The organism is Mycobacterium colombiense (assembly GCF_001665835.1).
Classification (GTDB): domain Bacteria; phylum Actinomycetota; class Actinomycetes; order Mycobacteriales; family Mycobacteriaceae; genus Mycobacterium; species Mycobacterium colombiense_A.
This window is the reverse complement of the sequence record NZ_LZSX01000090.1, coordinates 21,120-45,109: the sequence shown is the minus strand read 5'-3', so window position 1 is coordinate 45,109 and position 23,990 is coordinate 21,120. Positions and strand designations below refer to the sequence as shown.

25 protein-coding genes are annotated in these 23,990 nt (G+C 65.1%); 19 read left to right on the top strand and 6 right to left on the bottom strand.

The features are described from left to right. Positions 1–14 precede the first annotated feature (14 nt). Positions 15–824 (bottom strand): PPOX class F420-dependent oxidoreductase, encoded by an 810-nt coding sequence (locus A5760_RS23130; RefSeq protein ID WP_064885153.1) that lies wholly within the window; start codon positions 822–824, stop codon positions 15–17. A 145-nt stretch (positions 825–969) separates the two neighbouring features. Between A5760_RS23130 and A5760_RS23125 the strand changes: the two genes are divergently transcribed. The 5 genes from A5760_RS23125 to A5760_RS26820 all read left to right on the top strand — a co-directional run bounded on the left by A5760_RS23125 (position 970) and on the right by A5760_RS26820 (position 7,922). After that, positions 970–1,392, top strand: a complete 423-nt coding sequence (locus A5760_RS23125; protein ID WP_231122719.1) for a hypothetical protein — start codon at positions 970–972, stop codon at positions 1,390–1,392. A gap of 453 nt (positions 1,393–1,845) precedes the next feature. Further along, on the top strand, positions 1,846–3,321 hold the full coding sequence (locus A5760_RS23120; protein ID WP_064885195.1) for a DUF3375 domain-containing protein: 1,476 nt from the start codon (positions 1,846–1,848) through the stop codon (positions 3,319–3,321). Continuing rightward, positions 3,318–4,040 (top strand): DUF4194 domain-containing protein, encoded by a 723-nt coding sequence (locus tag A5760_RS23115; RefSeq protein WP_064885149.1) that lies wholly within the window; start codon positions 3,318–3,320, stop codon positions 4,038–4,040. The genes A5760_RS23120 and A5760_RS23115 overlap by 4 nt, the downstream gene beginning before the upstream one ends. After that, positions 4,033–7,395 (top strand): ATP-binding protein, encoded by a 3,363-nt coding sequence (locus A5760_RS23110; RefSeq protein ID WP_064885147.1) that lies wholly within the window; start codon positions 4,033–4,035, stop codon positions 7,393–7,395. The genes A5760_RS23115 and A5760_RS23110 overlap by 8 nt, the downstream gene beginning before the upstream one ends. A gap of 122 nt (positions 7,396–7,517) precedes the next feature. After that, positions 7,518–7,922, top strand: coding sequence for a hypothetical protein (locus A5760_RS26820; RefSeq protein WP_155764431.1), 405 nt, complete (start codon positions 7,518–7,520; stop codon positions 7,920–7,922). A gap of 11 nt (positions 7,923–7,933) precedes the next feature. On the opposite strand, the gene A5760_RS23105 is transcribed toward A5760_RS26820, so the two are convergent. Continuing rightward, complete coding sequence (locus A5760_RS23105) at positions 7,934–8,941, bottom strand: sigma-70 family RNA polymerase sigma factor (protein WP_064885146.1); 1,008 nt, start codon at positions 8,939–8,941, stop codon at positions 7,934–7,936. 68 nt (positions 8,942–9,009) lie between these two features. On the opposite strand from A5760_RS23105, the gene A5760_RS23100 reads away from it, so the two are divergent. After that, positions 9,010–9,804, top strand: coding sequence for an SDR family NAD(P)-dependent oxidoreductase (locus A5760_RS23100; protein WP_196772183.1), 795 nt, complete (start codon positions 9,010–9,012; stop codon positions 9,802–9,804). Between the two features lie 80 nt (positions 9,805–9,884). Continuing rightward, positions 9,885–10,676, top strand: coding sequence for an SDR family NAD(P)-dependent oxidoreductase (locus tag A5760_RS23095; protein ID WP_064885142.1), 792 nt, complete (start codon positions 9,885–9,887; stop codon positions 10,674–10,676). 74 nt (positions 10,677–10,750) lie between these two features. Here the strand turns inward: A5760_RS23095 and A5760_RS23090 are convergent, their stop codons facing one another. Next, complete coding sequence (locus A5760_RS23090) at positions 10,751–11,071, bottom strand: hypothetical protein (RefSeq protein ID WP_064885140.1); 321 nt, start codon at positions 11,069–11,071, stop codon at positions 10,751–10,753. A gap of 164 nt (positions 11,072–11,235) precedes the next feature. Between A5760_RS23090 and A5760_RS23085 the strand changes: the two genes are divergently transcribed. The 5 genes from A5760_RS23085 (at position 11,236) to A5760_RS23065 (ending at position 16,700) form a co-directional block, all read left to right on the top strand. Further along, positions 11,236–11,931, top strand: a complete 696-nt coding sequence (locus tag A5760_RS23085; RefSeq protein ID WP_064885138.1) for a DUF899 domain-containing protein — start codon at positions 11,236–11,238, stop codon at positions 11,929–11,931. Further along, positions 11,928–12,401: an SRPBCC family protein gene (locus A5760_RS23080; RefSeq protein WP_064885136.1), complete on the top strand. Its 474-nt coding sequence runs from the start codon at positions 11,928–11,930 to the stop codon at positions 12,399–12,401. Before A5760_RS23085 ends, A5760_RS23080 begins: the two co-directional genes overlap by 4 nt. 162 nt (positions 12,402–12,563) lie before the next feature. Then, positions 12,564–13,868 carry a cytochrome P450 gene (locus A5760_RS23075; RefSeq protein ID WP_064885134.1) on the top strand — a complete coding sequence of 435 codons (1,305 nt, stop codon included), beginning with the start codon at positions 12,564–12,566 and terminating at the stop codon, positions 13,866–13,868. Between the two features lie 178 nt (positions 13,869–14,046). Continuing rightward, the gene (locus A5760_RS23070; protein ID WP_064885132.1) at positions 14,047–15,510 is read left to right on the top strand and encodes a biotin carboxylase; all 1,464 of its coding nucleotides are present in this window, start codon (positions 14,047–14,049) and stop codon (positions 15,508–15,510) included. Beyond that, positions 15,507–16,700, top strand: a complete 1,194-nt coding sequence (locus A5760_RS23065; RefSeq protein ID WP_064885130.1) for a serine hydrolase domain-containing protein — start codon at positions 15,507–15,509, stop codon at positions 16,698–16,700. The genes A5760_RS23070 and A5760_RS23065 overlap by 4 nt, the downstream gene beginning before the upstream one ends. Before the next feature lie 125 nt (positions 16,701–16,825). Here A5760_RS23065 and A5760_RS23060 read toward each other — a convergent pair whose 3' ends face one another. Further along, on the bottom strand, positions 16,826–17,620 hold the full coding sequence (locus A5760_RS23060; RefSeq protein WP_064885193.1) for an ArsR/SmtB family transcription factor: 795 nt from the start codon (positions 17,618–17,620) through the stop codon (positions 16,826–16,828). 64 nt (positions 17,621–17,684) lie between these two features. On the opposite strand from A5760_RS23060, the gene A5760_RS23055 reads away from it, so the two are divergent. Next, positions 17,685–18,125: a nuclear transport factor 2 family protein gene (locus tag A5760_RS23055; RefSeq protein WP_064885128.1), complete on the top strand. Its 441-nt coding sequence runs from the start codon at positions 17,685–17,687 to the stop codon at positions 18,123–18,125. A 45-nt stretch (positions 18,126–18,170) separates the two neighbouring features. On the opposite strand, the gene A5760_RS23050 is transcribed toward A5760_RS23055, so the two are convergent. After that, positions 18,171–18,800 (bottom strand): TetR/AcrR family transcriptional regulator, encoded by a 630-nt coding sequence (locus tag A5760_RS23050; RefSeq protein ID WP_064885126.1) that lies wholly within the window; start codon positions 18,798–18,800, stop codon positions 18,171–18,173. 52 nt (positions 18,801–18,852) lie between these two features. Here A5760_RS23050 and A5760_RS23045 point away from each other — a divergent pair, with 52 nt between their 5' ends. The 4 genes from A5760_RS23045 to A5760_RS23030 all read left to right on the top strand — a co-directional run bounded on the left by A5760_RS23045 (position 18,853) and on the right by A5760_RS23030 (position 22,207). After that, complete coding sequence (locus tag A5760_RS23045) at positions 18,853–20,280, top strand: ABC1 kinase family protein (protein ID WP_082279584.1); 1,428 nt, start codon at positions 18,853–18,855, stop codon at positions 20,278–20,280. Further along, positions 20,267–21,451 (top strand): cytochrome P450, encoded by a 1,185-nt coding sequence (locus A5760_RS23040; protein ID WP_064885122.1) that lies wholly within the window; start codon positions 20,267–20,269, stop codon positions 21,449–21,451. The genes A5760_RS23045 and A5760_RS23040 overlap by 14 nt, the downstream gene beginning before the upstream one ends. A 26-nt stretch (positions 21,452–21,477) precedes the next feature. Continuing rightward, positions 21,478–21,675 (top strand): NAD(P)H-binding protein, encoded by a 198-nt coding sequence (locus A5760_RS23035; protein WP_064885120.1) that lies wholly within the window; start codon positions 21,478–21,480, stop codon positions 21,673–21,675. 238 nt (positions 21,676–21,913) lie between these two features. After that, entirely contained in the window at positions 21,914–22,207 is a 294-nt protein-coding gene (locus A5760_RS23030; protein WP_419538271.1) for a DUF732 domain-containing protein, read from the top strand. 27 nt (positions 22,208–22,234) lie between these two features. Here the strand turns inward: A5760_RS23030 and A5760_RS23025 are convergent, their stop codons facing one another. Further along, a complete protein-coding gene (locus A5760_RS23025) occupies positions 22,235–22,873 on the bottom strand; it encodes a TIGR03086 family metal-binding protein (protein WP_064885116.1) in 639 nt (212 codons plus the stop codon). A 45-nt stretch (positions 22,874–22,918) separates the two neighbouring features. Here A5760_RS23025 and A5760_RS23020 point away from each other — a divergent pair, with 45 nt between their 5' ends. Together A5760_RS23020 and A5760_RS23015 are read left to right on the top strand one after the other, a co-directional pair. Next, positions 22,919–23,353 carry a MarR family winged helix-turn-helix transcriptional regulator gene (locus A5760_RS23020; protein WP_064885114.1) on the top strand — a complete coding sequence of 145 codons (435 nt, stop codon included), beginning with the start codon at positions 22,919–22,921 and terminating at the stop codon, positions 23,351–23,353. Between the two features lie 80 nt (positions 23,354–23,433). Beyond that, positions 23,434–23,976, top strand: a complete 543-nt coding sequence (locus tag A5760_RS23015; protein ID WP_419538272.1) for an FKBP-type peptidyl-prolyl cis-trans isomerase — start codon at positions 23,434–23,436, stop codon at positions 23,974–23,976. Positions 23,977–23,990 lie beyond the last annotated feature (14 nt).

The following is a 23,990-nucleotide window of genomic DNA, read 5'->3' as shown; positions in this document are numbered from 1 at the left end:
CCGGACGTCGTCTGCTAGCGGGCGAACTCGGATGCCGGCGTCAACTCGACGTGTACGGTGCGGCCATACTTGGACCGCATGAGCCGGTGCGCCAGCGGCACCAACAAGCCGTGGAGGATCGGATACTTTTGCCGCAGCAGATGCCCTGCTTTTGAGTATTCAGCTCCATCCAACAGACGTACGGTGCCGCACAGCGCTGGGCCCGTCAGTTTGCCGGATGCCGTTGCCGCCGCGAATTCGATCCTGGGATTGCGCCGAATCCGGCGCACTTTGACCGCCCGCTCAAAACTCCGAAAATAGGCGCGATCGCCGTCCACCACGATGCTGACCGGACTAGACCCGGGGTCGCCGTTCTTACGAAAGGTGGTGAGCGAGATGGTCTTCTGTCGCACGAACGGTGCTAGTGCCGAATCGGCTGCCGTGCCAACGGTTCCCAGCACATAGCCGAGTTGACGCAGCCGCAACACGAATGCCAGTATCAACGCCACAGACACGGCACCGAGGGCCCACGCTTGCGCGGCAGAACCACCCACGTCGAGGTCTACAACGTGATTGAGCGTGTGCACGGTGTTGGCCACGATGAATCCGGCGAGCGCGGTAGCCAACGCGTCGGACCAAATCAGTGCGAGAAGCAGGATGACGCCCAGACCCAGCTGGAATGCACCCACGTCATGTAAGAAGTGCCGGTGCGCTTCGAACCCCACCGCATGGGCGAATGACTTCGGCCCGATCAGACACCAGATCCCAATCCCTGCGGTGACGACCGCCGTAACTGCTGTCACGGCGATCAAGTAGATCCGCACCACCATATTCAAGCGATCCATCGTTGCGCCCTCCGACAAAATTCTTCTCTTCCTCATTTCATGACGAAGTAGGGCATCAGCGTGTGACCACGGGCGCGATCTGGATCATTGTCGGCACGGTTTGCTCCCGACTTTGGGCATGCGCTCGTGTCGTTGTGCCGTCGCAGTGACCATCAGCATCGCAGCGGCTGGCGTTGCCGCGACGGCATGCACCAAGAGCACCTCCGGACAGGCAGTACACACCACCAGCGGTGTGGGTACCACCTCACAGATAGCCTCGTCGGCACCACCGACGCCAACGTCCGCGGCGCCCACCGGTCAGCCAGTCGGTACGGCGGTAATGAAGGTCAGTGGTGGCAGCGGCCCGGTTACGATCCGTTACCGGATCAACGGAGGCCCAGAACAGACCGAGACCGATGCGCCGCTGCCGTGGGAAAAGCAGTACCCCGTCTACAACCAACTGGAGTCGCAGGTAACCGCCGACGGCGGGGACGACGCCCTCATCTGCACGATCATCATGGATGGCGACAAGGTGGTATCCCTCAAGAGTGAACCGCGGCCCACATGCGACTTCGCCTACTGGGGCTAACTGGCACCCCAGTCGGGATCGCGCGAGGAATACTCGCCGTCAGCGGGCCGCTCGTAGGCAGATGAGGGCGGCGGCGGTATCGGAGGCAGTCCGCCGCGATATATGTCGAGATACGGTGAGGCGTAAGGGTTTCTCCATGGCTGCACGCCGGCGCGACGCCTGCGCACGTAAGTCACAGTGAGGACGCCGCAGCCCACAATGAGAAAGCCCAGCAATAACGCTTTGGCAACCAGGTGTGTCGTCAAGGCGAGAAGGGCTCGCCGTTTCCGCGGTGCCGATCAAGCGTTCGTCCGGCTTTCGCCGGTGACTACGGGACTCGAGCGATGCCTGAGACCACTGGGGCCGACTAGCCCAAACCATCCCCCGACACCCCACCCGCTGGGCACCGATTGTCGGCCCCGTGCCATATCTTGGATCGTCCGAGACGCGATCGATCGAGACGGAGGGCATGTGCTGGACGACGACACCACGCTGTCGCCTGCCGACCTGCTCGAATTCAATCGTGGCCTTCAGGGCTCGCCGACGGTCCGCCTGCTGGCCACACTGAACCTGAACCTCTATGCCACCCTGATGGAGCGCCAGCTCAGCGGCGGCGTGGTCCCCGAGACCGACCTTGTCGTACGGCTCGAGCGCGACCTCGCCGCGCTCGACCAGGCCGGCGAGCAGTCGGGCCTGGCCCTGATCAAGTCCTGGGCCAGCCAGGGCTGGCTGCACCGCGTCGCCGACCAGCGCTCCGGCGTCGAACGCAACCTGTGTTACCTGACCCAGGAGGCGCGCCGGGCGCTCGACTTCCTGCGCGGCATGCGCCGGCAGGACACCATCGCCACCGGCGGCTCGATCAACGGCATCGCATCCCGCCTCAAACAGGTCGCGCTGCGCGTCGGCAATGACCCCGACCGCATCCGCACCGGCATAGCAGCCGAAATCGCCGCTCTACAAACCGAACTCGATGCCCTGGACCAAAACATCAGCCCGGGTGAGCGCAGCCACGACGCCGACCTCACCGATGCCTACGACGAAGCCCACGCCATCGCCCTGCAGATGGAACGCCTGATCACCGACATCGGCCAGTACGGGACCATGATCGAACGAGCCACCGCTGCCCTCGACGAGCCGATCGACAGCAACATCGAATACCGCGACCGGCAGCGACGCATGTACGCCGACTACGAGGCCGCCTGGGACTCCCAGGGCCGCGACTCGCACCGCGCGTTCCTGCGGATGATCAACGACCCCGACCAGCGCGCCGAGTTCGAAGCCGACGTCGTCGCCGTCGCCGATGCCCTCCCCGCCCTCGACCCCGCCCTGCGCAAGGTGATGGCCGGCTTCTTCGAACTGGTCGGCCATCAGATCGACGAGGTGGAGCGCATCCAGCAGCGCTGCGCGCAGCGCGTCAAACGGTTCACCGCGTTCGGCACCCTCGAACAGAGTCGCGGCGTGGCCCGTCAGCTCAACGAGGCAATCGGCGCCGCCCGCAACCTGCTCAAGGCGTCGTTGACCGACTCCCGGCTGGACATCGAACTCCCCCTGGCCCGCCACGCGTTCAGTTCGGTTGGCGCGCTGAGCTTCCGGATCGGCGACCTGTCCAACCCGAAGCCCGCTCAGGTCGCCGAGGGCGAGGTCGACCTGACCAGCTTCACAGCGCTCACCACCCAGGTCGACGCACCCGCGATGTCGGAGATGATCAACACCGCAATCAGTTCCGGGGCGAAACTGTCGCTCCCGGATGCGGTCGCGATGCTCGATTCGGCCTACCTCGGCCACGTCATCGTGCTGTGGTCCTGGGCGCTCAAACAACCGGACTCCACACGGGGTTCCGAGTCGGTCACGGTCCGCTTTCAGTCCCTGGACGGGCGCGATCGCGAAATGGAGGTGCCGCACTTGATGTTCACCGAACCGGTTTCCACCCTGCTCGGGGCTACCGCGTGACCGTCGAAGAGACCTTTAAAGAGACCACGGACTATAGCGGGTTCTCCGCACTCCCCCAGGTCGACCAGACGGCCCGCGCCCCGCACCAGCGCCGACCCCGGTTCGACGGCGACGTATCCGAGCTGCCCGACCGGGCCTGCTGGGCGCTGCAACAGCTGCTGACGCGCCGCTACATCAGTGCCGAAGCCGATCGCGACGTCTACACCTGGGTGCTGGAGTACCGCGCCCAACTGTCGGTCAGACTCTCCGAACTGGATCTTCTGCTGCGCGTCGTCGAGGGCGCTGACGTCGCGTTCGTCGAGCAGGCTCGCTACGAATCCGCCCGGGGCGTAAAGCTTTTGCGCCGTGAGCCGCTGGGCACCTACGACTCGATCCTGGCGCTCCATCTGGCCCAGATGATGCGCGCCTCGGGTGATCAGGCCGTCGTGATCAGCCGCGACGAAATGCACGGGCTGTTCTCCGGCGTGCTCAACGATGTCGACCGCGACGCCGTCACGTTCACCGCGCGCATCGACGGGGCCATCGCGCGGCTGGCGTCTCTGGAGATCTTGCGCAAGACCCGCGACGACGAGGACAGCTACACCGTGAGCCCGGTCATCAACGCCGTCATGACGGCCTCGGTGATCACCGAGCTGCAGCGGCAGTTCGAGATCCTTCTGGGCGGCGGCGTTCCCGAGGAGCAGGGTCTCGACGACGAGGAGGAACGCGAGGATGACTGAACAGTTCCACTTGTCGCGCCTGCAGGTCATCAACTGGGGTGTCTTCGACGGGTATCATTCCATCCCGTTCAGTGAAGGCGGCGCACTGATCGCCGGCGCCTCCGGCAGCGGGAAATCTTCACTGCTGGATGCCATTTCGCTCGGCTTCCTGCCGTTCAACCGGCGTAACTTCAACGCCTCCGGCGACAACACCGCCGCCGGGTCGAGCGCGGGCCGGCGGACCGTCGATAAATACGTCCGCGGCGCCTGGGGCCAGCGCAGCGATGCCGGCACCAGCAAGGTCATGTACCTGCGCGGCGACGGCACCGCGTGGTCGGCGATCGCCGTCACGTACCGCAGCAACACCGGCCGCACCGTCACCGGCCTGGTGCTCAAGTGGCTCACCGGCGAATCTCGGTCGGACTCCTCGAGCCGGTTCGTGCTGGCCGACGGCGACCGCGATATCGAGAACGTCTGCAACCGCTGGGCCACGGGGCGCTTCGACGCCGCGGTGTTCAAAGACGACTGGCGGTTCTCCACCAAGGTGGAATCGCAGTACCTCGCCCAGCTGTACGCCACCATCGGCATCCGTGCCTCCGACGCCGCGCAGCAGCTGCTCGGCAAGGCCAAATCGCTGAAAAGCGTTGGTGGGCTTGAGCAATTCGTCCGGGAGTTCATGCTCGACGAGCCCAGCAGCCTGAGCCGGTTGCCCGAAGCTCTCAAGCAGATCGACCCCTTGGTCGACGCCCGTGAACTGCTGGCCGTCGCGCAACGCAAACGCAAGATCCTCGGCGACATCGAAAAGATCCAGCAGCGCTACGCCTCGGAGTCCTCCGACCTGGGCATCATCGACCTCGTCGACCAGCCGATGGTCCGCGCCTACACCGATCACGTCCGGCTCGCGCAGTGCCCCGGGCAGATCGAATCGCTGGACGCCACCATCGATCAGCTCGGCAACGAATACGAAGACGTCACCCGCCAGCTCAATCTTGCCAAGGCCGAGGGTGATTCGCTGAACGCACAGATCAGCGGATCCAGCGCCAGCCTGGGGCCGCTGCAGTCGCAGGTGGCCGCCGCCGAGGCGCACGCCGAGCAGGTGTCGCGCCGGCGCAGCGCGTACGAATCCATGCTCAACACACACGGTCTCGACATCCCGGACACCGCCGACGAATTCTGGAATCTGCGCGAGGAACTCAGCACGCGTGCCACCGAGCTGCTGGCCAGACTGGATCGCGGCCGGGAAGCCTCGACCGATGCTGAGTACTCCCAGAAGGTCGCCCGCATCGCGCGCGACGACGCCGCCAAGGAACTCAAACGCGTCGAGCGCGTCGGCTCGGCGCTGCCGGAGTTCGCGCTCACCATGCGCGAACACATTTGCGCAGCTGTGGGTCTCGATCCCGGTGAGCTGCCCTATATCGCCGAGCTGATGGATCTGCGGCCCGAGCAGAGCCGGTGGCGCGTCGCTGTCGAAAAGGTGCTTCGCGGTGTTGGTCTGCGGCTGCTCGTCCCCGACAGCCACTACGCGGCGGTGCTGCGGTTCGTCAACGAGACCAACATGGGCGGGCGACTGCAGCTGCACCACGTCCGCGCCCGGTTCGTCGGCGCGGAGGTCGCCGAGGCCGAGCCGAACACGTTGGCGGGCAAGCTGTTCGTGGTCGACCCGACCCATGACTGCGCCGCCGAGGCTGCCGACGTCATCGCCGCCGCCGGTGATCACATCTGCGTCGACACCCCCGATGTGTTCTCCCGGTTCCGGCGCGCCGTCACCGACACCGGCCTGTACAAGGACTCCGAGCGCCTGGCCATCAAGGACGACCGACGGCCGCTCAAGCAGGCCGACTACATCTACCAGGGCGATGTCGCCGCCAAGGTCGACGCGCTGACGGTGGATCTCGCCAACGCCGAAGAGGCGTTCCGCCGGGCCCGCAGCGTCGCCGACGAGATCGCCGCCGAGCGCCAGCAGTGGCGGGACCGGGCCGCGGCGTTCAAGGCCATCTGCGATCAGTTCGAGCAGTGGACCCACGTCGACGCCGAGACCGCCGACGGGCACGCCGACCGGCTGCGCGAGCAGTTCGAGCTGCTGCTGGCCGACAACCCCGATATCGAGGCGCTCACGGCCCGCGCCGAGGAGTGCTGGGAACAGATCCAGGCCCTGATGACCCGCCGCGGCGCCATCCAGACCCGCCGCGACGATCTCGACCGGCGCCGCACCCAGCTGCTCGAGTTGCAAGAACGGCTCGCTCCGGCATTCGTGTCCGAGCCGCTGACCGACCTGCTGAACCGCTACGCCGCCGATGTGCCGGTTGCCCTCGACATGCTCAACCCGGAACCGCACCGCGACGCGGTCTTTACCGCGATCCGGCGCGAACGCGAGCAACTGCGCGAAAGCCGCAGGCGCTCATACGATGAGCTCGCGCGCATTCTCAACACGTTCGACACCGCGTTCCCCGACGCGATCCCCAACGACAGCGACGTGTTCGACGAGCGCGTGCACGATTACGTCGCGTTGTGCCGTCATATCGATGAGCGGGAACTGCCCGAGGCCTACGAGCGCATGATGCGCCTGGTCACCGAGCAGGCGCCCGACGCCATCCTGACCCTGCACCGGGTGGCCGAGCAGGAGACCCGGCGAATCAGCGAGCAGATCGAACGGGTCAACACCGGCCTGGGGGCGGTGGAATTCAACCGCGGCACCCGGCTCACCCTGCGCGCCACCTCGCGCAGCCTGACCGCGGTCGCCGAACTCACCGAGATCGTGCGGGCCATCTCACGGCGCATCGCCGAGGTCGGCCTCGGCGACAAGCAGGCCATCCTGGACCAGTACGCCGACATCTTGCGGCTGCGCAACCGATTGGCGTCGACCGCCCCGGAAGACAAGGCCTGGACCCGCGACGCCCTCGACGTGCGCAACCGGTTCACCTTCGACTGCGCCGAATGGGACGTCAGCAGCGATGAACTGATCCGCAGCCACAGCAACGCCGGCGACAACTCGGGTGGCGAGCAGGAGAAGCTGATGGCTTTCTGCCTCGCCGGTGCGCTGAGCTTCAACCTGGCCAACCCCGAAAGTGCGGACAACAAACCGGTTTTCGCCCAGCTGATGCTCGATGAGGCGTTTTCCAAGTCCGACCCACAGTTCGCGCAGCAGGCTCTGCAGGCGTTCCGCAAGTTCGGCTTCCAACTGGTGATCGTGGCGACCGTGCAGAACGCCACCACCATTCAGCCCTACATCGACAGCGTGGTGATGGTGTCCAAGCGCGAAGCCACCGGCCGCAACTCCCGCCCGGTGGCGACCGTGAGCACCAAGACGATCACGGACTTCACCGCGCTCCGGCACGAGATGCGGACGTCGGCCGCGTTGGTCCCCGCCGGGGTGTAACGCCTTCGCCGAGACGGAGCACCGACCGCGAGCACCTGTTTGGGATCGGTAGCCGAGCAAAAACGTAAGACTTTCGCGAGCTTTCGGCGTTAGATGCCAGGTAGCAGCGAAAGGACAATGCTGTGGACGCTCCCCGAACCCTGAAGAAGGTTGTTGGCGCAGCCCTGTTGTCGGGGAGCCTCGCGGCGGCCGGAATGGGGCTCGCGCTGGGCAGTGCCCAGGCCCAGCCCGACACGATGCCGGAGACGCCTGGCCTGCTGGCACAAGACGGGCCGGTGCCGCCCGGTGCCAGCGGGCCCTACACCTGTTGCCCAGAAGACCAGAAGACCGGGCTGCACCCCCAGACCGGCCGCGGATGTCCGGGGACGCAGGTCAACTGGGACGCGAGTCAATGCCACATCTGGTACGGCGTCGTCTGGGGGCACGGAAACGCCGCCCCGGGTATTTGGGAAGGCGGCCCACCGCCGCCCGAGGCGACGCGGAAGCCGTGGTGCGGATTTCCCTTCATGTGCTCAGGAACGCCGTGATCAGGGCCCGATCAGTTCGGCAGTGAGCGTGGGAGTCCCCAGTGCGGCAGCAGGTCGTTGTCGAAACGGGTGAGTGCGCTGATGCGGCCGCCCGTGAGGGTCAGCACGAGCAGCCCCGCCCCGCGCTGGACATTGCCGTGGCGAGCGCGGAGGTAGGCGCCGAAGGCGGGTTGGCCGTTGGCGCGGGTGGGAATGAGGTGATATGCGCGGGTTGTGTGAAAGATGCTGGCGTAGAAGCGAGCCACGACGTCACGGCCGTGGTATTCAAGGGGAATCGGCGGCATGGAGACCCGGACGTCGTCGGTGAGCAGGGTGACGAGGGCGTCAACGTCGCCGTCCTGGTAGGCGCGGACGAATTTCGTCACCAGCGCTTGTTCGGCTGGTGAGTCGGGAGCGGGGGGCGCTTCGGCTTCGTGTTCTGCGAGGTGACGCTGTAGGCCGGAGCGGGCGCGCTTCAGCGCGCTGTTCACTGATTCGACTGTGCTGTCCAGCATTTCGGCGACTTCGCCGGCGTGGTAGCCGAGCACTTCGCGCAGGATGAGCACTGCGCGCTGGCGGGCCGGCAGCACATTGAGCGCGGTTACGAACGCCAGTGAGATGGCCTCGGTTTGCTCGTAGCGTGCTTCCGGTCCCGGCGGTGCATGCAGCGCGCCTTCAAGGAGAGCGTCAGGATATGGCTCAAGCCAGGTGATTTCGCCGAGTCGGGTGGGCTCCGGCGGATTATTCTCCGGCACGTTCCACGCCTTGGCCGGGCGTCGACTTTTCATGCGCAGGGTGTTGAGGCAGCGGTTGGTGGCGATGCGGTAAAGCCAGGTGCGGATCGAGGCGCGTCCCTCGAACCCGTCGATGCTCTGCCAGGCCGACAGCAGCGTGTCCTGCAGCGCGTCCTCGGCGTCTTGCAACGACCCGAGCATCCGGTAGCAGTGCACCAAAAGCTCGCGGCGGTGCGGCTCCGTCAAGCGCTGGAACGCCTCCCCATCGCCGCCCCGCGCCCTGGCTATCAATTCGGTTGCCATCACCTACCACTTCGCTTCCTTTGTCTTGTTTACCTATACAGACACCGGCCGCGCCCCAAAATGGGCGCGCCATGGCCGCCCAGTTTCTGCGCCACGCCGCATCCATACCTCTGACCGCTACTTGCTTTGATTTAGGAGGACTCATGACCATCGCTGGTAAGACCGTCTTGGTGACCGGTGCCAACCGTGGCATCGGGAGGGCCATCGTCGAGGAGGCTTTGCACCGAGACGCCGCGCGGGTGTACGCCGGTACACGCCGGCCGGTCGCCCACCCAGATCCACGCGTGAAGGCCCTGACGCTGGACATCACCGATGCGGCACAGGTTGAGCAGGCCGCCAGGGAAGTCGAATCCCTCGACATCCTGATCAACAACGCCGGGGTTGCGCTCTACGACGACTTGAGCGATCGCACCGTGCTCCAACAACACCTCGCGGTCAATCTTTTCGGTACCTACGACCTCACGCAGGCCTTGCTGCCGTTGCTGATTCGGTCGCGGGGAGCCATCGTCAACAACCTCTCCGTGAACGCGCTGGCCCCGCTGCCCCTGATTCCCGCCTATTCCATCTCCAAGGCGGCCGCATTCAACTTGACGCAATCCTTGCGGGTTCTGTTGTCAGGACAGGGCGTCCGCGTTCACGCGGTCCTGACCGGACCGGTGGACACCGACATGACCCGAGGGCTCGACATACCCAAATCGGCTGCGGACTCCGTGGCGCGCGCCATCCTTGACGGGGTGGAGCAAGGGGCCGAAGAGATCTTTCCCGATCCGATGTCGCAGTCGGTTTCGCAGAGTTGGCGCAGCGGCGCGGCCAAGGCGCTCGAAGTCCGATACGCCGCTCTGATGAACCCGGAACCGGCCCGCTAGGCCTGCGAAGGCCGCTTGTTAAAACCGAATCACGTTCAGCCGCAATCAAACCGCCGCTAGACGGCGGAGGGAGGACCACCATGCTGCTCGACAACAAGACCGCGATCGTCTACGGCGCCGCAGGTGCCGTAGGCGCCGCGGTTTCCCGCGCATTCGCCCAGGAGGGCGCACGCGTCTTTGTGACCGGACGCGACCTCGAGGCGATCAACACCGTCGCCAAAGAAATCACCGCCGCCGGCGGAACGGCGGAAGCCGCGCAGGTCGACGCGCTCGACGAACAGGCGGTGGCGGAACACCTCGATGCCGTCGCCGAAAAAGCGGCGACGGTCGATATCTCGTTCAACGCCATCGGGATCGCGCAAGATCATATGCAGGGAACACCGCTGACCGAGCTGTCACTCGAGAATTTCTCGCTGCCGATCACGACGTACGCTCAGGCGCATTTCCTCACCGCTCGAGCGGCCGCACGACACATGATCCCCCAGAAATCGGGAGTCATCCTCATGCACACACCCGAGCCTGCCCGATTGGGCATACCGCTGCTCGGCGGTATGAGTCCGGCGTGGGCCGCGATGGAAGCACTCAATCGGGCGTTCTCGGCGGAATGGGCGCCGCACGGCGTGCGCGCCGTCTGCCTACGTACCAGCGGCATCGAAGAAACCTCGACCATCGACGTCGTCTTCGGCTTACACGCCCGCGCATACCACACCACCCCAACGGAATTCGCGGCCACGATGGCCGCCAACAGTCACCGAAACCGGGCGACTACCCTGGCGGAACTCGCCCAGGCCGCCGTATTGGTGGCTTCCGATCGTGCGTCGGCGATGACCGGGACTGTTGCCAATCTGACCGGTGGGATCATCGTCGACTGAGTGACAATCGCGAAGTCACCGCCAATGGCCTTCCGCGGTGCGAGACTTATGTTTTCGCGACCCGGGTGTGCGTATCAGCCGGCCGGCGGTACCGCGGGCGGACGGCATTCGTTGGCGCCCGGATCCCACCACCAGCCGTTGTCGCACGCGAGCGGTTGCGGCCCGACACCGAGGGGCCGGCACACGTTGGCCGTCGGGTCCCACCACTGGCCCGGGTCGCAGGCCAAGGGTTGTGGCCCGACTCCGAGCGGTCGGCAGACCTTGCCGGTCGGGTCCCACCACTCACCGTCACCGCAGTCGGCCTTACTCACCGCGGGCGTCATGATTGTCACGGCCGCCATCGAGGCGAACGCCAACATGGCGATGACTACAAAATGGCGAATGAACGTCCTCATCGCGGGCCTCCCATCGTTCTTCAATATCGAACCCAGCACTGGGCATGCGGGTCAAGAGCATTTTTCGCGATCGAGTAGTGGGGGTGGCGTCTTTTCCCGATGAATTTGGCGCCGTCCACCGGTCAGACCTTCCAGACGGAGAAATTAAGAGCAAAGGTGGAGACATGACCACGAAAAACACGGCGTTGCCGCCGGTTGTCGATCACCACACCTGGCGCGCCGCACTTGACGAATTACGCCAACGCGAAAAGGCCGCCACCCGCGAACTGGATGCGATCGCCGCCCAGCGGCGGCGGCTGCCGATGGTCGAATTGGCCGACTACACCCTGGTCGGTGCCGACGGTCCAATCCGGCTGGCCGATGTCTTCGGCGGCCGATCGCAGCTGATCGTCTATCACCACATGTGGTCCGACGGCGCGCAGTGGCAGTGCGGTGGATGCACTGGTTTCACCTCGCAATTCACCCGGCTGGAGTTCCTCGCCAACTACGACGCCCGGTTCGTCATCGTCACCAACGGACCGATCGAGGAAGCACTCGCCTACAAGCGCCGGGTCGGCAATTGCATGGACTGGTATTCGTCGTCGCAGAGCACGTTCGCCGCCGACATGGACGCGCCGCCGGGTGGTGGTTTCGGCGTCAACGTGTTCTTACGCGACGGCGACACGGTGTACCGCACGTGGCATACGAACGGGCGAGGCACCGAGCAGCTCAGTCACTCCTTCGGACTGATCGACATTCTGCCGTGGGGTCGCCAAGAGGAATGGCTCGATTCGCCCGAGGGTTGGCCTTCGCGACCCACCTACTCGGGGTGGCTCGACTCCCCCGATATCGCGGCCGCGTACGGACCGGACCGATCATGAGCGCCACCGAACAGTACGTCGTCACCCGCACCATCGCCGCCACCGCGGCCGAGGTTTTCAGCGTCCTCGCCGACCCCTCCCGCCACCGGAACACCGAACCCACCGACTGGGTCCGCGACGCGGTGGACACCGCGCCGATCACGGGCGCAGGACAGATGTTCGCGATGAACATGTACCTCACGCAGGCGGGCGGCGACTACGTCACGTACAACCTGGTCAACGTGTTCGAGCGGGACCGCGCCATCGGGTGGCTGCCGGGGATCCTCGACGATTCGGGTAACCACACCCCCGGCGGTTGGTTCTGGCGTTACGACCTCGCCCCCAACGGTGGCCGCACGGACGTCACCCTCACCTACGACTGGAGCGGCACGCCGCAGGCGTTCCGGGAACGCGTCGGCCAGATGCCGATTTTCGCCGAGGATTACCTCGCCGCGTCGCTGGCGACGTTGGAGCGGTCGGTCGCCAGCTAAGCAGTCAGCTTCCTACGCCCGCACTCCCGCAACGGATTTCGCGTGGTGCGCCGCTATCTCGAGGATCCGCAGCATGCGACCGTCTGCACTCGCCCGCCGGCGTCGGCGACTGCGGCGTGCTCGCCTCTATCCATAAGGCTTGGCAGAGCGAACAATGCGGGGATGGACCTCAAAACCCGGTCGCATTGGTTGTTCGGCTACGGGCTGGCTCGCGCGACGCTGAAGGTGCTTGCTCGCCGGGGCGATCCCTTCGCCGAGTTGGTGATCGATAACAACCGGCCCGACAACGCGCAGCGCCTCATCGAGCAGATCCGCGAGCGGGGGCGCATTTCGCCGGTGATCGCCGGCTGGGTCACCGCCGATGCGCAGCTCGTGCGTGAGGTGTTGCGTGACGATAGGTTCCGAACCGCTAAACCCCGCGACCGGTCGCCATTTCGGATCGCTCGGTGGGTGCTGACGAAGACGAACCCAGGTGTGCTGAACGGCCTGGAGCCACCGTCTTTGCTGGTCATCGATCCACCCGAGCATGAGCGCCTACGACGCCTGGTGTCGCGGGCATTCACTCCGCGGGCGATCGACCGACTGCGCCACCGCATTCAGGAGATCGCCAACGCCGCGGTCGACGATCTCGCTGAACACACTGGTTGCGACCTGATCGCCGACTTTGCCTCGCGAATCCCCATCGAGGTCATCGCCGAGATGCTGGGAATCCCCCGCGAGGAAATCCCCTATCTGCACGCGCTGGCCGAACCCGGCGCCAAACTGCTCACCACCACGGTGCCGTCGTGGGCGGATTTCCAGACAGCCCTCACGGCATTGCGCGAGTTCGAACGCTACAGCGACGCGCACATCGAGCGGCTCCGCCGCAGTGGCGGCGACAGCAGCATCTTGTCTGCGGTCCTTCAAGAAACCGAGCTCACCGCCCTCGAAGTCAGGATGTTCGCGGGCCTGCTACTCGGTGCCGGCTTCATTACCACCACCCACGCATTCGGTAACGCCGTCGTGACGCTCGTCGATCACCCCGACCAGTTGGCCCGCCTTCATGCGAATCCCGAGGGCTGGCCCAACGCGGTCGAAGAGACGCTGCGCTACAACTGCGTCGCTCAATTCGGGGCCCGGGTGGCCACCCAAACAGTGCAGATCGACGGCCACACCGTGCTTCGAGGCTCGACCGTCTTCCTCAGCATCGCCGGAGCCAACCGCGATCCTGCGGTCTTCGAGCGCCCCGACGAATTCGACACCACCCGTGTCAACGCCCGCGAGCACATCGGCTTCGGCACGGGTGTTCACGCCTGCCTCGGCGCACCGCTCGCCCGCATGGAATTGAACGTCGGTCTGCAGGCGCTCTTCGAACGCTTTCCCCAACTCACGCTCGCCGGCGCACCGATCCCGAACGACAGCACCCTGTTGCACGGAATCAAGTACCTACCCGTCCACCTCGGACCCGCCAGAGTCAATGCAGGCTGAGATCCGCAATCGTCGGCCCGCGTTCAGGCATTCGATTCTTCGACACGGGCACGGGTAGGGCGCACACTTGTCGAATGGAGGTATGCCATTTCGTCGCCGTTGCGCTGACCGCACCGCCTCGGGTTGCGACACAACCCTCGCCCCGGTTTCGCGCCTCGACGTCACCGCGGCAGACGTGATGGGGTCCGAGCCGCGCCGGACGCTGAACGGCCTGTCGGACATACGCGCGTTCTTTCACACGAACAAGGTGCCGCTGTACTTCATCTCGCCGACGCCGTTCAATCTGCTCGGCGTTGACCGATGGATACGAAACTTCTTCTACCTGACCTACTTTGACTCTTTCGAGGGCACACATTCGCGCGTGTTCGTGCCCCGGCGGCGCGACCGCCGTGATTTCGACTCCATGGACGAGGTGTGCAGCCACCTCCTGTCCGATCCCGAGACGGTTGAATTCATCGCCGGTAAAGGTCCCGGTGGCAAGTGCTGCTTTGTAATGCTGAACGAGGAAATCCAGGCCCTCGCGCGGTCGGCAGGCCTCGAGGTCATGCATCCGCCGTTCGAGCTGCGCCAGCGCCTGGGCTCCAAGATCGTCATGACGCGTCTGGCCAACGAGGCGGGCATACCGAGCGTGCCACACGTAATCGGACGGGCCGGCTCCTACGACGAACTACTGGCGCTCGCGCAGAACGCCGGATTGAAAGATGACCTCGTCATCTCGGTCGCTTACGGCAACGCCGGCAGCGGGACGTTCTTTGTGCACGGTCAGCGCGACTGGGACGAGCATGCTCGTGACCTGACCACGCAACAAGAAGTCAAAGTCATGAAGCGCATCCGTAATGTCGAGGTGTGCCTTGAGGGTGCCGTGACCCGCCACGGCACCGTGGTCGGCCCCGCGATGACAAGCCTCGTCGGTTATTCGGAGCTGACTCCGAGCCGGGGCAGCTGGTGTGGCAATGACATCTGGCGCGAGGTGCTGCCGCCCGCCCAGACCCACGCCGCGCGAGAAATGGTGGCAAAGTTGGGCGACGTCATGCGCCGCGAGGGTTACCTCGGCTACTTCGAGGTGGACCTTCTGCATGACCTGGACTCCAACGAGCTCTACCTCGGCGAGGTGAACCCCCGCCTGTCCGGCGCAAGCCCGATGACGAACCTGACCACCGAGGCCTACGCCGACATGCCGCTGTTCCTCTTTCATCTGCTCGAGTACATGGACGTGGAGTACGAGCTCGACATCGACGAGATCAACTCGCGCTGGGAGCGCGGCTATGGCGAGGACGAGGTCTGGGGTCAGGTGGTCATTACGGAGACGTCGCCGGACGTCGAGCTGTTCACCGCGACGCCACGCACCGGGGTATGGCGCATCGACGACGACGGTCGGGTCTCCTTTTCGCGGACCGCCAACGACTGGGCCACGCTGCTCGACGGCTCCGAGGCCTTTTACATGCGGGTCGCGGCGCCCGGCGACTTACGTTCCGAGGGTGCCCAACTCGGCGTGCTGGTCACTCGCTCACACCTGCAGACGGACGACTACAAGCTCAGCGAGCGCTGCCAGCGCTGGGTCAAGGGTATGAAGGCGAAGTTCGTCTCGACGCCCCTGACGCCCGCCGCGCCGATCGTCTCCCGGCTCGTCGCACGCGCGTGACCGACGGCCGTACGGCTCACGCCCCGGCCGGCATCTCACTGGACAACTGGCTCTCGGCGCCCTACGCGCAGTGGTCCTTCCAACACGTGGAAGATTTTGTGCCGACTGACGTCATCTCGTGCGGGACCGGGCCGGTCGCGACGTTGCCCGCGGCCGCCGCTCCCGTGTCGGCGATCCGGGTGACCAGCAATGGCGGGAAGGTCAGCACCGTGGGGGCGGTAATGGCCACCACCGGCACCGACGCGTGGGCCGTCTGTCACCGCGAGGCGATGGTGGCCGAGGAGTACCTCGGCGGCATGGGCGCGCAGACTCGGCACCTGCTGTTCTCGGTGAGCAAGTCGCTGGTGGCGGCGGTCGTCGGTTCGCTGCACGAGGCCGGTGCGATCGCGCTCGACGCGCCGGTCACGAAATATGTTCCGGCACTGGCGGATTGCGGCTACGCTGGAGCCACGGTGCGGCACCTGCTGGACATGAGGTCGGGCATCGGCTTCTCGGAGAACTATCAGGACCCGGCTGCGGAGATACATCTTCTCGACCAGGCGATGGGCTGGGCGCCCAGGAACAGCCCCGACGCCCCCGCCACGCTGCAGGAATTCCTGTTGACCCTGCGGCAGAAGTCCGCTCATGGCGGCCCGTTCGAATATCGTTCGTGTGAAACCGATGTGCTGGGCTGGATCTGCGAGGTCGCCGGCGGCCTGCGAATGCCCGAACTGATGTCGCAACTCCTCTGGACCCGCATCGGTGCCCAATGCGATGCCACCATCGGCGTAGATGGAAGCGGCACAGGGTTTTTTGACGGCGGTATCAGCGCCTGCCTTACCGACATGATCCGATTCGGGTCGCTGTTCTTGCGTGACGGTGCTTCGTTGACCGGCCAACAAGTGGTGCCGGCGGCGTGGATCGCCGACACCCTCGACGGCGGGCCCGACTCGCGCCAGGCGTTCACCGCCAGCCCTGACGACAACGAAATGCCCGGCGGGATGTACCGCAATCAGATGTGGTTCCCCTATCCGGGCAACGACGTCGTGTTGTGCCAGGGCATGTGCGGACAGATGATCTACGTCAACCGTCGCGCGGAGCTGGTCGCCGCCAAGCTGTCCACCCAACTGGACTCGCACGAACCGCACATGCTCGACACATTGCGCGCGTTCGACGCGGTGGCACGCGAATTGGCGGGAATCACTAGCTAGCCTGCCGGTTCCGCGGTATCCCTAGACACCTTGATCGTCAGCTGAACCAGGTATACCGCGACCTAGACGATGTCGGTAGGAGGTCCGTAGAGTTGCCGGTGAAATCAGCGTCCACGAAAGTTGCTCTACCGGGCGCTATCCCAGTTTTCGGGTACTCCGAAAGTCTCGGTGAGCCCTTGCCGTCCGGTGTCGGTGAGTACCACCGCGCGGCGTTGATTGATGCGACGGATCCAGTCCAGGTCGAACATGCGCCGGGTTAGTGCCACCCCGAGTGCGCCGGCGAGGTGGTGGCGTTGTTCGGACCAGTCCACGCAATAGCGGATCATGGGCTTGTTGCGGCTTAGGGAGTCCAGGTCTATACCTATGGCGGACAAGGTTTCTCGACCTCGCGGGGTGAGCCGGTAGGTCAGGTCGGTTCCGGGACCCGACAGTCGGTCGGCGATGGCTTGTTCGGGACGGTAGTGTCCGTCGCCACCGGTGAGCAGGTCCTGGTCGAGCATCGCGCTCATGACCGCCACGCCCAGCCGCCCGGCGAGGTGGTTGTAGCAGGTGCGGGCCCGGCGGAGCGCATGCGCACGGGTCCCTTGCCGCAGGGAGCGAATCGGCTCCGGTGCAGAGATCCGGGCAAGTGCCTCCAAGGCTTCGGCGACTGCCGAGCCAGCCAGACGGTAGTAGCGGGCGCGGCCTTGACGGTGCACGGTCAGCAGGTCGGCAGCCACCAGCTGGGCGAGGTGCTCGCTGGCCGTGGAGGCGGCCACGCCCGCTTCGGCGGCGAGCACGCCGGCCGGCAGCGCGCGCCCGTCGAGCAACGCCATCAACACCCGTGCACGAGTAGGCTCGCCGATCAGTGCGGCAACCCTGGCGATATCGGCGTCCCCGCCTTGCTCGGCTGCAACAGCGACTGCAGGATCGCTGGACATGCCACCACGATAGGCGGCAAACATTTCGGGTCCCGCCGAAGTAAATCGGCGCCAAGATGGGGCTATGGACACCGATGGCACCGCAGCGAACCAGTCCGCCTCGCCCGGCGAGATCCAGGCAGTGATGCACGCTTGGGAAAGCGCCCTGGCCGCTCATGACCTGGATGCCCTGCTGGCCTGCTATGCGCCCGACGCGACCTTGGAAAGCCCGGTCGCCCACATCACCGGCGGTAATGGGATCCGCCAAGGTCACGAGCAACTACGTCCGTTTCTCGCCGAGGTGGTGGCTCGCACTCCGCAGCTGCGCACCTATCACCGGGCCGGCTTTTTCACCGACGGTCGGCGAGCGACTTGGGAGTATCCGCGTGTGACGCCGCAGGGCGAGCAAATGGATTTCGTCGAGGTGATGGAGATCGAGGACGGTTTGATCCAGGCCCACCGGGTGTATTGGGGCTGGCGCGGCGTCGAGGTGCTGATGAACGACGAATACCACCGGGATTCCTGATCGTGCGCCAACCAACGTATTTCAAACGTCTCGGGCCCACCCGCGTCAACGCGGCCTGGCGGGCTGTTCGATTCGACCTGCCAGCATCGCTGTCCAGTCGCTGACGAATTCGTCGTCAGGTGTATCGACTTGTGGGCTGTGGAAGACGATGCGGGTAGCGCGTTTTCCGAGCAGAGCATTGATGCCGACGACGGCGATCCTCTTGGCTTCAGGGTCGTCGATCGTTGGCGCGCAACCCTTTATCCAGTCGGCGAGTTCGCTGTAGAGACCATCAATGAGGGCGCCGTAGGCGTTGTTCAGGCGAGGCGACTGATCGGCGGGGGTTCGGGCCGCGACTTGGAGGAATTCGCTTTCCCGATCGAGAACGCTCATCAGGTACCGACACAACAGCGACAGTTCGGTGCGCAGGTCGCCTTGCCCGGCGAACAGGGCGCTGATGTCATGCATCGCGCGGCGGCGGTCGAGTTGGCGGTCGATACCCGCAGCCAGCAGGGCTTCTTTGGACTTGAAGTGGTTGTAGAGCGCGCCACAGCCGGGCACCAGGCCGGCGGCTTTCTCGATTTGATTGATGCTGGTCGCGCGGTAGCCCTGCTGGCTGAAAAGCCTCATGGCCTCACTGACCAGTCGCTCCTTTGTCGAGGTTTCCACCCTTGACCATCCTATAAGTGAGTACATATATTCTGTAGTAGGTCACTATAGCAAGCCCGGTCGCTCGGAGGAGGTCGTGATGACGGATACCGATCGGCCGGTGCCTCGCGGCAGGGTGCGGCGCACGATGCCGATGGCCGGCTTCACGGCCCGCGCCGCCGGTGGGCGCATGCTTGCCGGGTTGCGCGAGAAGACCGGTGATCTGGGTGCGGTGCAGCGTTTTCATGAGCGCACCGCCGAGCGCTACGTCGAGTTGCTCGGCCACTCCAAGGGCGTGTTGATGAAGGCCGGTCAATTGGTCTCGATGGTTGACGCGGGCGCCGTCGGCGCCGGGGAGCTGTCGCCGTATCAGAAGGCGCTGACTCGGCTACAGGCTGACGCCCCGCCGATGGAGTCGGCGTTGGCGTTGAAGGTCTTGGCGACGGAACTCGGCCGACCCGCCGAAGAGGTGTTCGCGGAGTTCTGCGGGGAGCCGATGGCGGCGGCCTCTATCGGGCAAGTTCATCGCGCCGTCCTGCGTGACGGCCGCCGGGCCGCCGTCAAGATCCAGTATCCCGGTGTGGCACAGGCAATTCGGGATGATCTGTCCAACACCGAGTTGCTGGCGACGGTCTTCCGTTTCGCCGCGGGTGCGGCCGGAGCGCTGGGCGCGGCGATGCCCGACATCCAAGAGGTCGCCGAGGAGATATCTGCGCGGATCTCCGAGGAGGTCGACTATCGGCGCGAAGCCGCCAATATCACCGCTTTCAGCGACTTGTATCGCGGGCATCCGTTCATCCGCGTGCCCGAGGTGGTCCCGGAGGCGTCGGCCGACCAGGTTCTGACGATGACCTATCTGGATGGATTGGACTGGGCCGCGGCACAACACGCTGGCCAAGCCTTGAAAAACACCTGGGCCGAGATAATCGCACGGTTCATCACCGGCTCCTACCGGCACGCCAACCTGTTCCACGCCGATCCGCACCCGGGCAACTATCGCTTCGGTGAGGATGGCACGGTCGGGTTCGTGGACTTCGGCTGTGTCAAGGTCCTCTCCGAGCGCCAGCGCCGCCAGATCGTGGACATGCTGCGCGCCGCCGTGAACGGGCGCAAAGACGACCTACGCGAGCTGATGAGCGAAAGCGGGTTCCTTACTGCGGATTCCACCCTGACCTCCGACGAGGCCTATCAGTGGTGGGAGGGGATCATTCACGAGCTGCTGGCCCCGCAGCCGGCCACCTACACCGAGCAGGCCTCCGAGCGCGCCATCCAGTTGCTGCTTGACGTGCGCTCGTCCGATCACCCGATGCGCAGAATGGCGGTGCCGCCCGATTTCGTGTTCTTCTCCCGGCTCAACCTGTCGATGAATGCGATCTTCACCGCCCTGCGGGCCACCCTCAATGCCCGAGCGTTGGTCGACGACATGGACGGCGTGGCTGCACCAGCCACCGAGCTGGGCCGACAGCATGTCTCATGGGTGCGCAAGCGTGGCTTGCCTTTTGGACTGGACGATCATGACGACAACTAATATCACCAGCGCCCGGCTGCCCTGGGATGCGGCAAACCCCTACCCTTTCTATGAAGCGAGGCGCCGCGAGGGAGACGTCGTGTGGGACGACACCGCCCAAGCCTGGCTCGTCCTAAGCTACGACGCCGCCCGCCAAGTGCTCGGTGGAGCCGGATGGACCAGCGACCCGCTGGCCAACCCGCTGGCGCGGGTGGCAATAGATGTCGTCAGCCAGGACTTCGTGAAGAAGTCCATGCTTTTCGCCGACGGTGGCGATCATCAACGCCTGCGTGCATCGGTACGCGACGTATTCACGCGATCATTCGTCACCAATCTAAGCGCCGGCGTCGAAGCGCTCGCTGCGGCTCTGATCGATCAGCAGCCCGCGAGCATCCCCTTCGACTTCATGGCAGAGATCGCCCTGCCATTGCCGATCGCGGTGATCGGCGAATGGCTCAACCTGGAGCCAGCGAGCTCGCAGCTGCTGCGTGAGCTATCGCCGGTGATCATCCGCATGCTGGGCACGCTTGCCGATCGCGAGGAGGTTGCCGCGGGCGCGGCCGCGTCGGCCATACTGACGGCCGAGTTTCTTCCCCTTGCCGCAGACCGGCGGGCCCACCCGCAAGACGACTTGCTGAGCTTCATCGCCGCGGACCCAGACTTGTTGCTAGAAGAGGTCGTTATGATGGCGATACTGATCGCCGTCGCGGGCCACGAGACCACCGCCAATATGCTTGGCGCCGGACTTATCACGATGCTCACACCTGCCGACGACGGGAGTCGGATCGCCGATCGCATCGACCCTGCCGATGCAGGTTTGGTGACCGAACTGCTCAGACTCAACGGCCCCGTGCAGTCCACCGCACGCACCGCTACCGGCGACCACATGATCAGTGGGGTCGAAATCCAGTGCGGACAAAGCGTTCTGGCAGTGGTTGCGGCCGCGAACCGTGATCCCGCGGTCTTCGACGAGCCCGCCAGTTTTCGGCTCGACCGCAAAGCACCGGCACCGTTGTCGTTCGGGTACGGGGCACATTACTGCCTGGGTGCCGCCCTTGCCCAACTGGAACTGAGCACTGCGATATCGAAAATCCTGGCCCGCCAACCCGTTTTGGCGGGGCCGGTGCAATGGCGCGATACGCCCGCCGTCCGCGGACCCCTGAGCGTGCCGATGATGTTCAGGAGCACATGATCCCGGATCGAGCAGGAAAGCAAACTGTGCGCGTATTCGTCACCGGGGGCACCGGAGCGATCGGCAGCTACACGGTGCCCGCACTCGTCGCTGCCGGACATACGGTCTCAGCTTTGGTGCGCAACGAAACCAAAGCCCGCACGGTGCATGACCAGGGCGCTACACCCGTGATGGTTTCGCTGTTCGACCGTCCCGCGCTCGCCGCCGCGTTCACCCGTCAGTAAGGCTCGCTTCTGCTCAGCCACCACCTGGAAGCCTCAATTCCCCAGCGTGCGAGAGGGCTACCGGGCGATGGCGAATGCGAGGAACTGAGCTGTTCCCGGTGGCTGCCTTTTGGGCCTTTCGCTATTCTTCATATTCGCGCAGCTTTGGACCGGCACGCTTCTGACCCCAGGGAGACAAGAAATGCCCTCACCCCGAAGGCTCGGAATCGCCGTCCCCATCATGGTTTCCCTTGCAGTTGTGAGCAGCGCCGGCATTGCGTCTGCTACCCCCCAAGACGATGCATACCTCGCGCAATTGCGCGCCGTCGGCCTCACCTGGCCGCCGAAGACGGAAGAGGCACTCATCGCCGAGGCGCACGACGTATGTTACGACCTCACTTGGGGTTGGACACCGCAACAGATCGCCGACGACCTGCACGCCCGTTTGGACACCAAGGGCGTGACGTTGCTCGACGTCGGAAGCCTGGTCAACGCCGCCCATTCGATCTATTGCCCCGGCAACGTGTGCGACGCCCCCAGCCTTTGCACCTGACGGCCGCACGTCATTGGCCGCAGGAGGTCACGCCGGTTGTTTGTTGGCTGAACTCCATCCCGGCGAGCGACCGAGATGACGCAATAGGCGGTCGAAACCAGTGCCGTCCGGCACTTGGTCGAGCGCCGGCCCAAACGGGGCGGCAGCGCCGGTGCGGTAGGCTCCGCGCGGAACTTGCAATCCGAGCACCAGCGCCGCGTCAATCACGTTGTCGGGCAACTTGAATGGAATGCGAATTGCGCGCGCCACATCCCAGCCGTGCACGACGTAGTCGACGAAGTGAAACCCGATCGCCTGCTCGAAGGGAAACACGGCACCCTTGCCGAAGTCGGGTAATTCGAAGGGCACGGCGAGCGTCTCGTCCTCGGCGATTGCCGTGAGCAACTCGCAAGCAGCGGCCGCATAACTGCCTGCCGGGTCGGCCGCTACCGCGTCGATCACCGCAGAAGTCTCCCACACCGCGGGATCGGCGCCGGCGCCGTGAGCGGCCGCGGCGAACCCTCGATGCTGCGCGGTCATATGGGCCAGCAGTTCAAGCAGATTCCAGTCGCTGCATGGGGTTGGGCGCTCGAGGTCGCTGGTGCTGACCCTCTGGACAATGTCGATGGTGGCCATCACGGCCTCGCGGTGGTGTGTCCGCAGTATATCTATCGTATGCGTACTCATACCGTAAGCATAAGCATATAATCGCGTTTCCTCTACTATCGCGTCATGACCAAAGGGCAGTCCCGACCTGATCTTGCGGCGATGCTCGGACCGCTGGTGCGCGAACTCGTGGCCGCCGAGCTGCCGATTCTTGAGCGCCACGGGCTGTCGATGTGGGGTTACACCGTGCTGACCGAGCTGGACAACTCACCTGTGCGCACTCAAGCCGCCCTGGCAGCGGCTATCGGCGCGGACAAGACCCGCATCATCGCTGTATTGGACGATCTGCAGCAGCTCGGATACATCGACCGCCGCCCTGATCCTGACGACCGTCGGGTCCGGCTGCTTGAGCTCTCCCAGCGCGGACGGACGATCAAAAGACAGGCGCAGCAGGCGATTCAGCGTGGCGAAGAGCGTTGGCTTTGCCAGCTGACTCCGTCGGACCGCAAGTCGCTGTTGCGCATTCTTCAACAACTCACGCCTCGCCCAACCGATGATTGACCGTACCGGGCGATTTCTGATGCCCCGCGACTCTTGCGAACCAATGTGGCTGTAGCGTGACGGCGGTGAAATCCTCCCGGATGTATTCGTCCGTCGCGCTTGCGGCTTCCGTCGCAGCAACCGTTACGACGCTCGCCGGCGCTGGCACGGCCGTCGCGGCCGGCTCATGCCCTACTGCGGCGCCGCAGAACGGCGGGACGCCCGACTGGACTCTGAGCGGCACCACCGGCAGCGTCGCGGTCACCGGATCCACGGACACGACCGCTCCGCTGGTGAACGTGACCGCACCGTTCAGCGTGAGCCAGACCCAGGTGCATACGCTGCACGCCGGAGACGGGCCGGTGGTGTCCAACACCGCCAGGGTCTCGGTCTGCTACATGGGCGTAAACGGACGTGACGGGTCGGTGTTCGACAGCAGCTACCAGCGCGGCGCCCCGGTCGACTTCCCGCTGACCGGAGTCGTGCCGGGTTTCCAGAAGGCCATCGCAGGGCAGAAGGTGGGGTCGACTGTTGCCGTCGCGATGGTCCCTGCCGATGGCTACCCCCAAGGCCAGCCCAGCGCGGGGATCCAGCCCGGCGACTCGCTCGTCTTCGCGATCAAGATTCTGAACGCCACGGGTTAGCTCGACCCACCAGA

Coding starts and splice junctions, on each gene's coding strand:
- A5760_RS23130 (WP_064885153.1), bottom strand. CDS start 824: ATGGATCGCTTGAATATGGTGGTGCGGATCTACTTGATCGCCGTGACA.
- A5760_RS23110 (WP_064885147.1), top strand. CDS start 4,033: ATGACTGAACAGTTCCACTTGTCGCGCCTGCAGGTCATCAACTGGGGT.
- A5760_RS23100 (WP_196772183.1), top strand. CDS start 9,010: ATGGCCGCCCAGTTTCTGCGCCACGCCGCATCCATACCTCTGACCGCT.
- A5760_RS23095 (WP_064885142.1), top strand. CDS start 9,885: ATGCTGCTCGACAACAAGACCGCGATCGTCTACGGCGCCGCAGGTGCC.
- A5760_RS23090 (WP_064885140.1), bottom strand. CDS start 11,071: ATGAGGACGTTCATTCGCCATTTTGTAGTCATCGCCATGTTGGCGTTC.
- A5760_RS23085 (WP_064885138.1), top strand. CDS start 11,236: ATGACCACGAAAAACACGGCGTTGCCGCCGGTTGTCGATCACCACACC.
- A5760_RS23080 (WP_064885136.1), top strand. CDS start 11,928: ATGAGCGCCACCGAACAGTACGTCGTCACCCGCACCATCGCCGCCACC.
- A5760_RS23075 (WP_064885134.1), top strand. CDS start 12,564: ATGGACCTCAAAACCCGGTCGCATTGGTTGTTCGGCTACGGGCTGGCT.
- A5760_RS23070 (WP_064885132.1), top strand. CDS start 14,047: ATGGGGTCCGAGCCGCGCCGGACGCTGAACGGCCTGTCGGACATACGC.
- A5760_RS23060 (WP_064885193.1), bottom strand. CDS start 17,620: ATGTCCAGCGATCCTGCAGTCGCTGTTGCAGCCGAGCAAGGCGGGGAC.
- A5760_RS23055 (WP_064885128.1), top strand. CDS start 17,685: ATGGACACCGATGGCACCGCAGCGAACCAGTCCGCCTCGCCCGGCGAG.
- A5760_RS23050 (WP_064885126.1), bottom strand. CDS start 18,800: ATGTACTCACTTATAGGATGGTCAAGGGTGGAAACCTCGACAAAGGAG.
- A5760_RS23045 (WP_082279584.1), top strand. CDS start 18,853: ATGACGGATACCGATCGGCCGGTGCCTCGCGGCAGGGTGCGGCGCACG.
- A5760_RS23040 (WP_064885122.1), top strand. CDS start 20,267: ATGACGACAACTAATATCACCAGCGCCCGGCTGCCCTGGGATGCGGCA.
- A5760_RS23025 (WP_064885116.1), bottom strand. CDS start 22,873: ATGAGTACGCATACGATAGATATACTGCGGACACACCACCGCGAGGCC.
- A5760_RS23020 (WP_064885114.1), top strand. CDS start 22,919: ATGACCAAAGGGCAGTCCCGACCTGATCTTGCGGCGATGCTCGGACCG.
- A5760_RS23015 (WP_419538272.1), top strand. CDS start 23,434: ATGTATTCGTCCGTCGCGCTTGCGGCTTCCGTCGCAGCAACCGTTACG.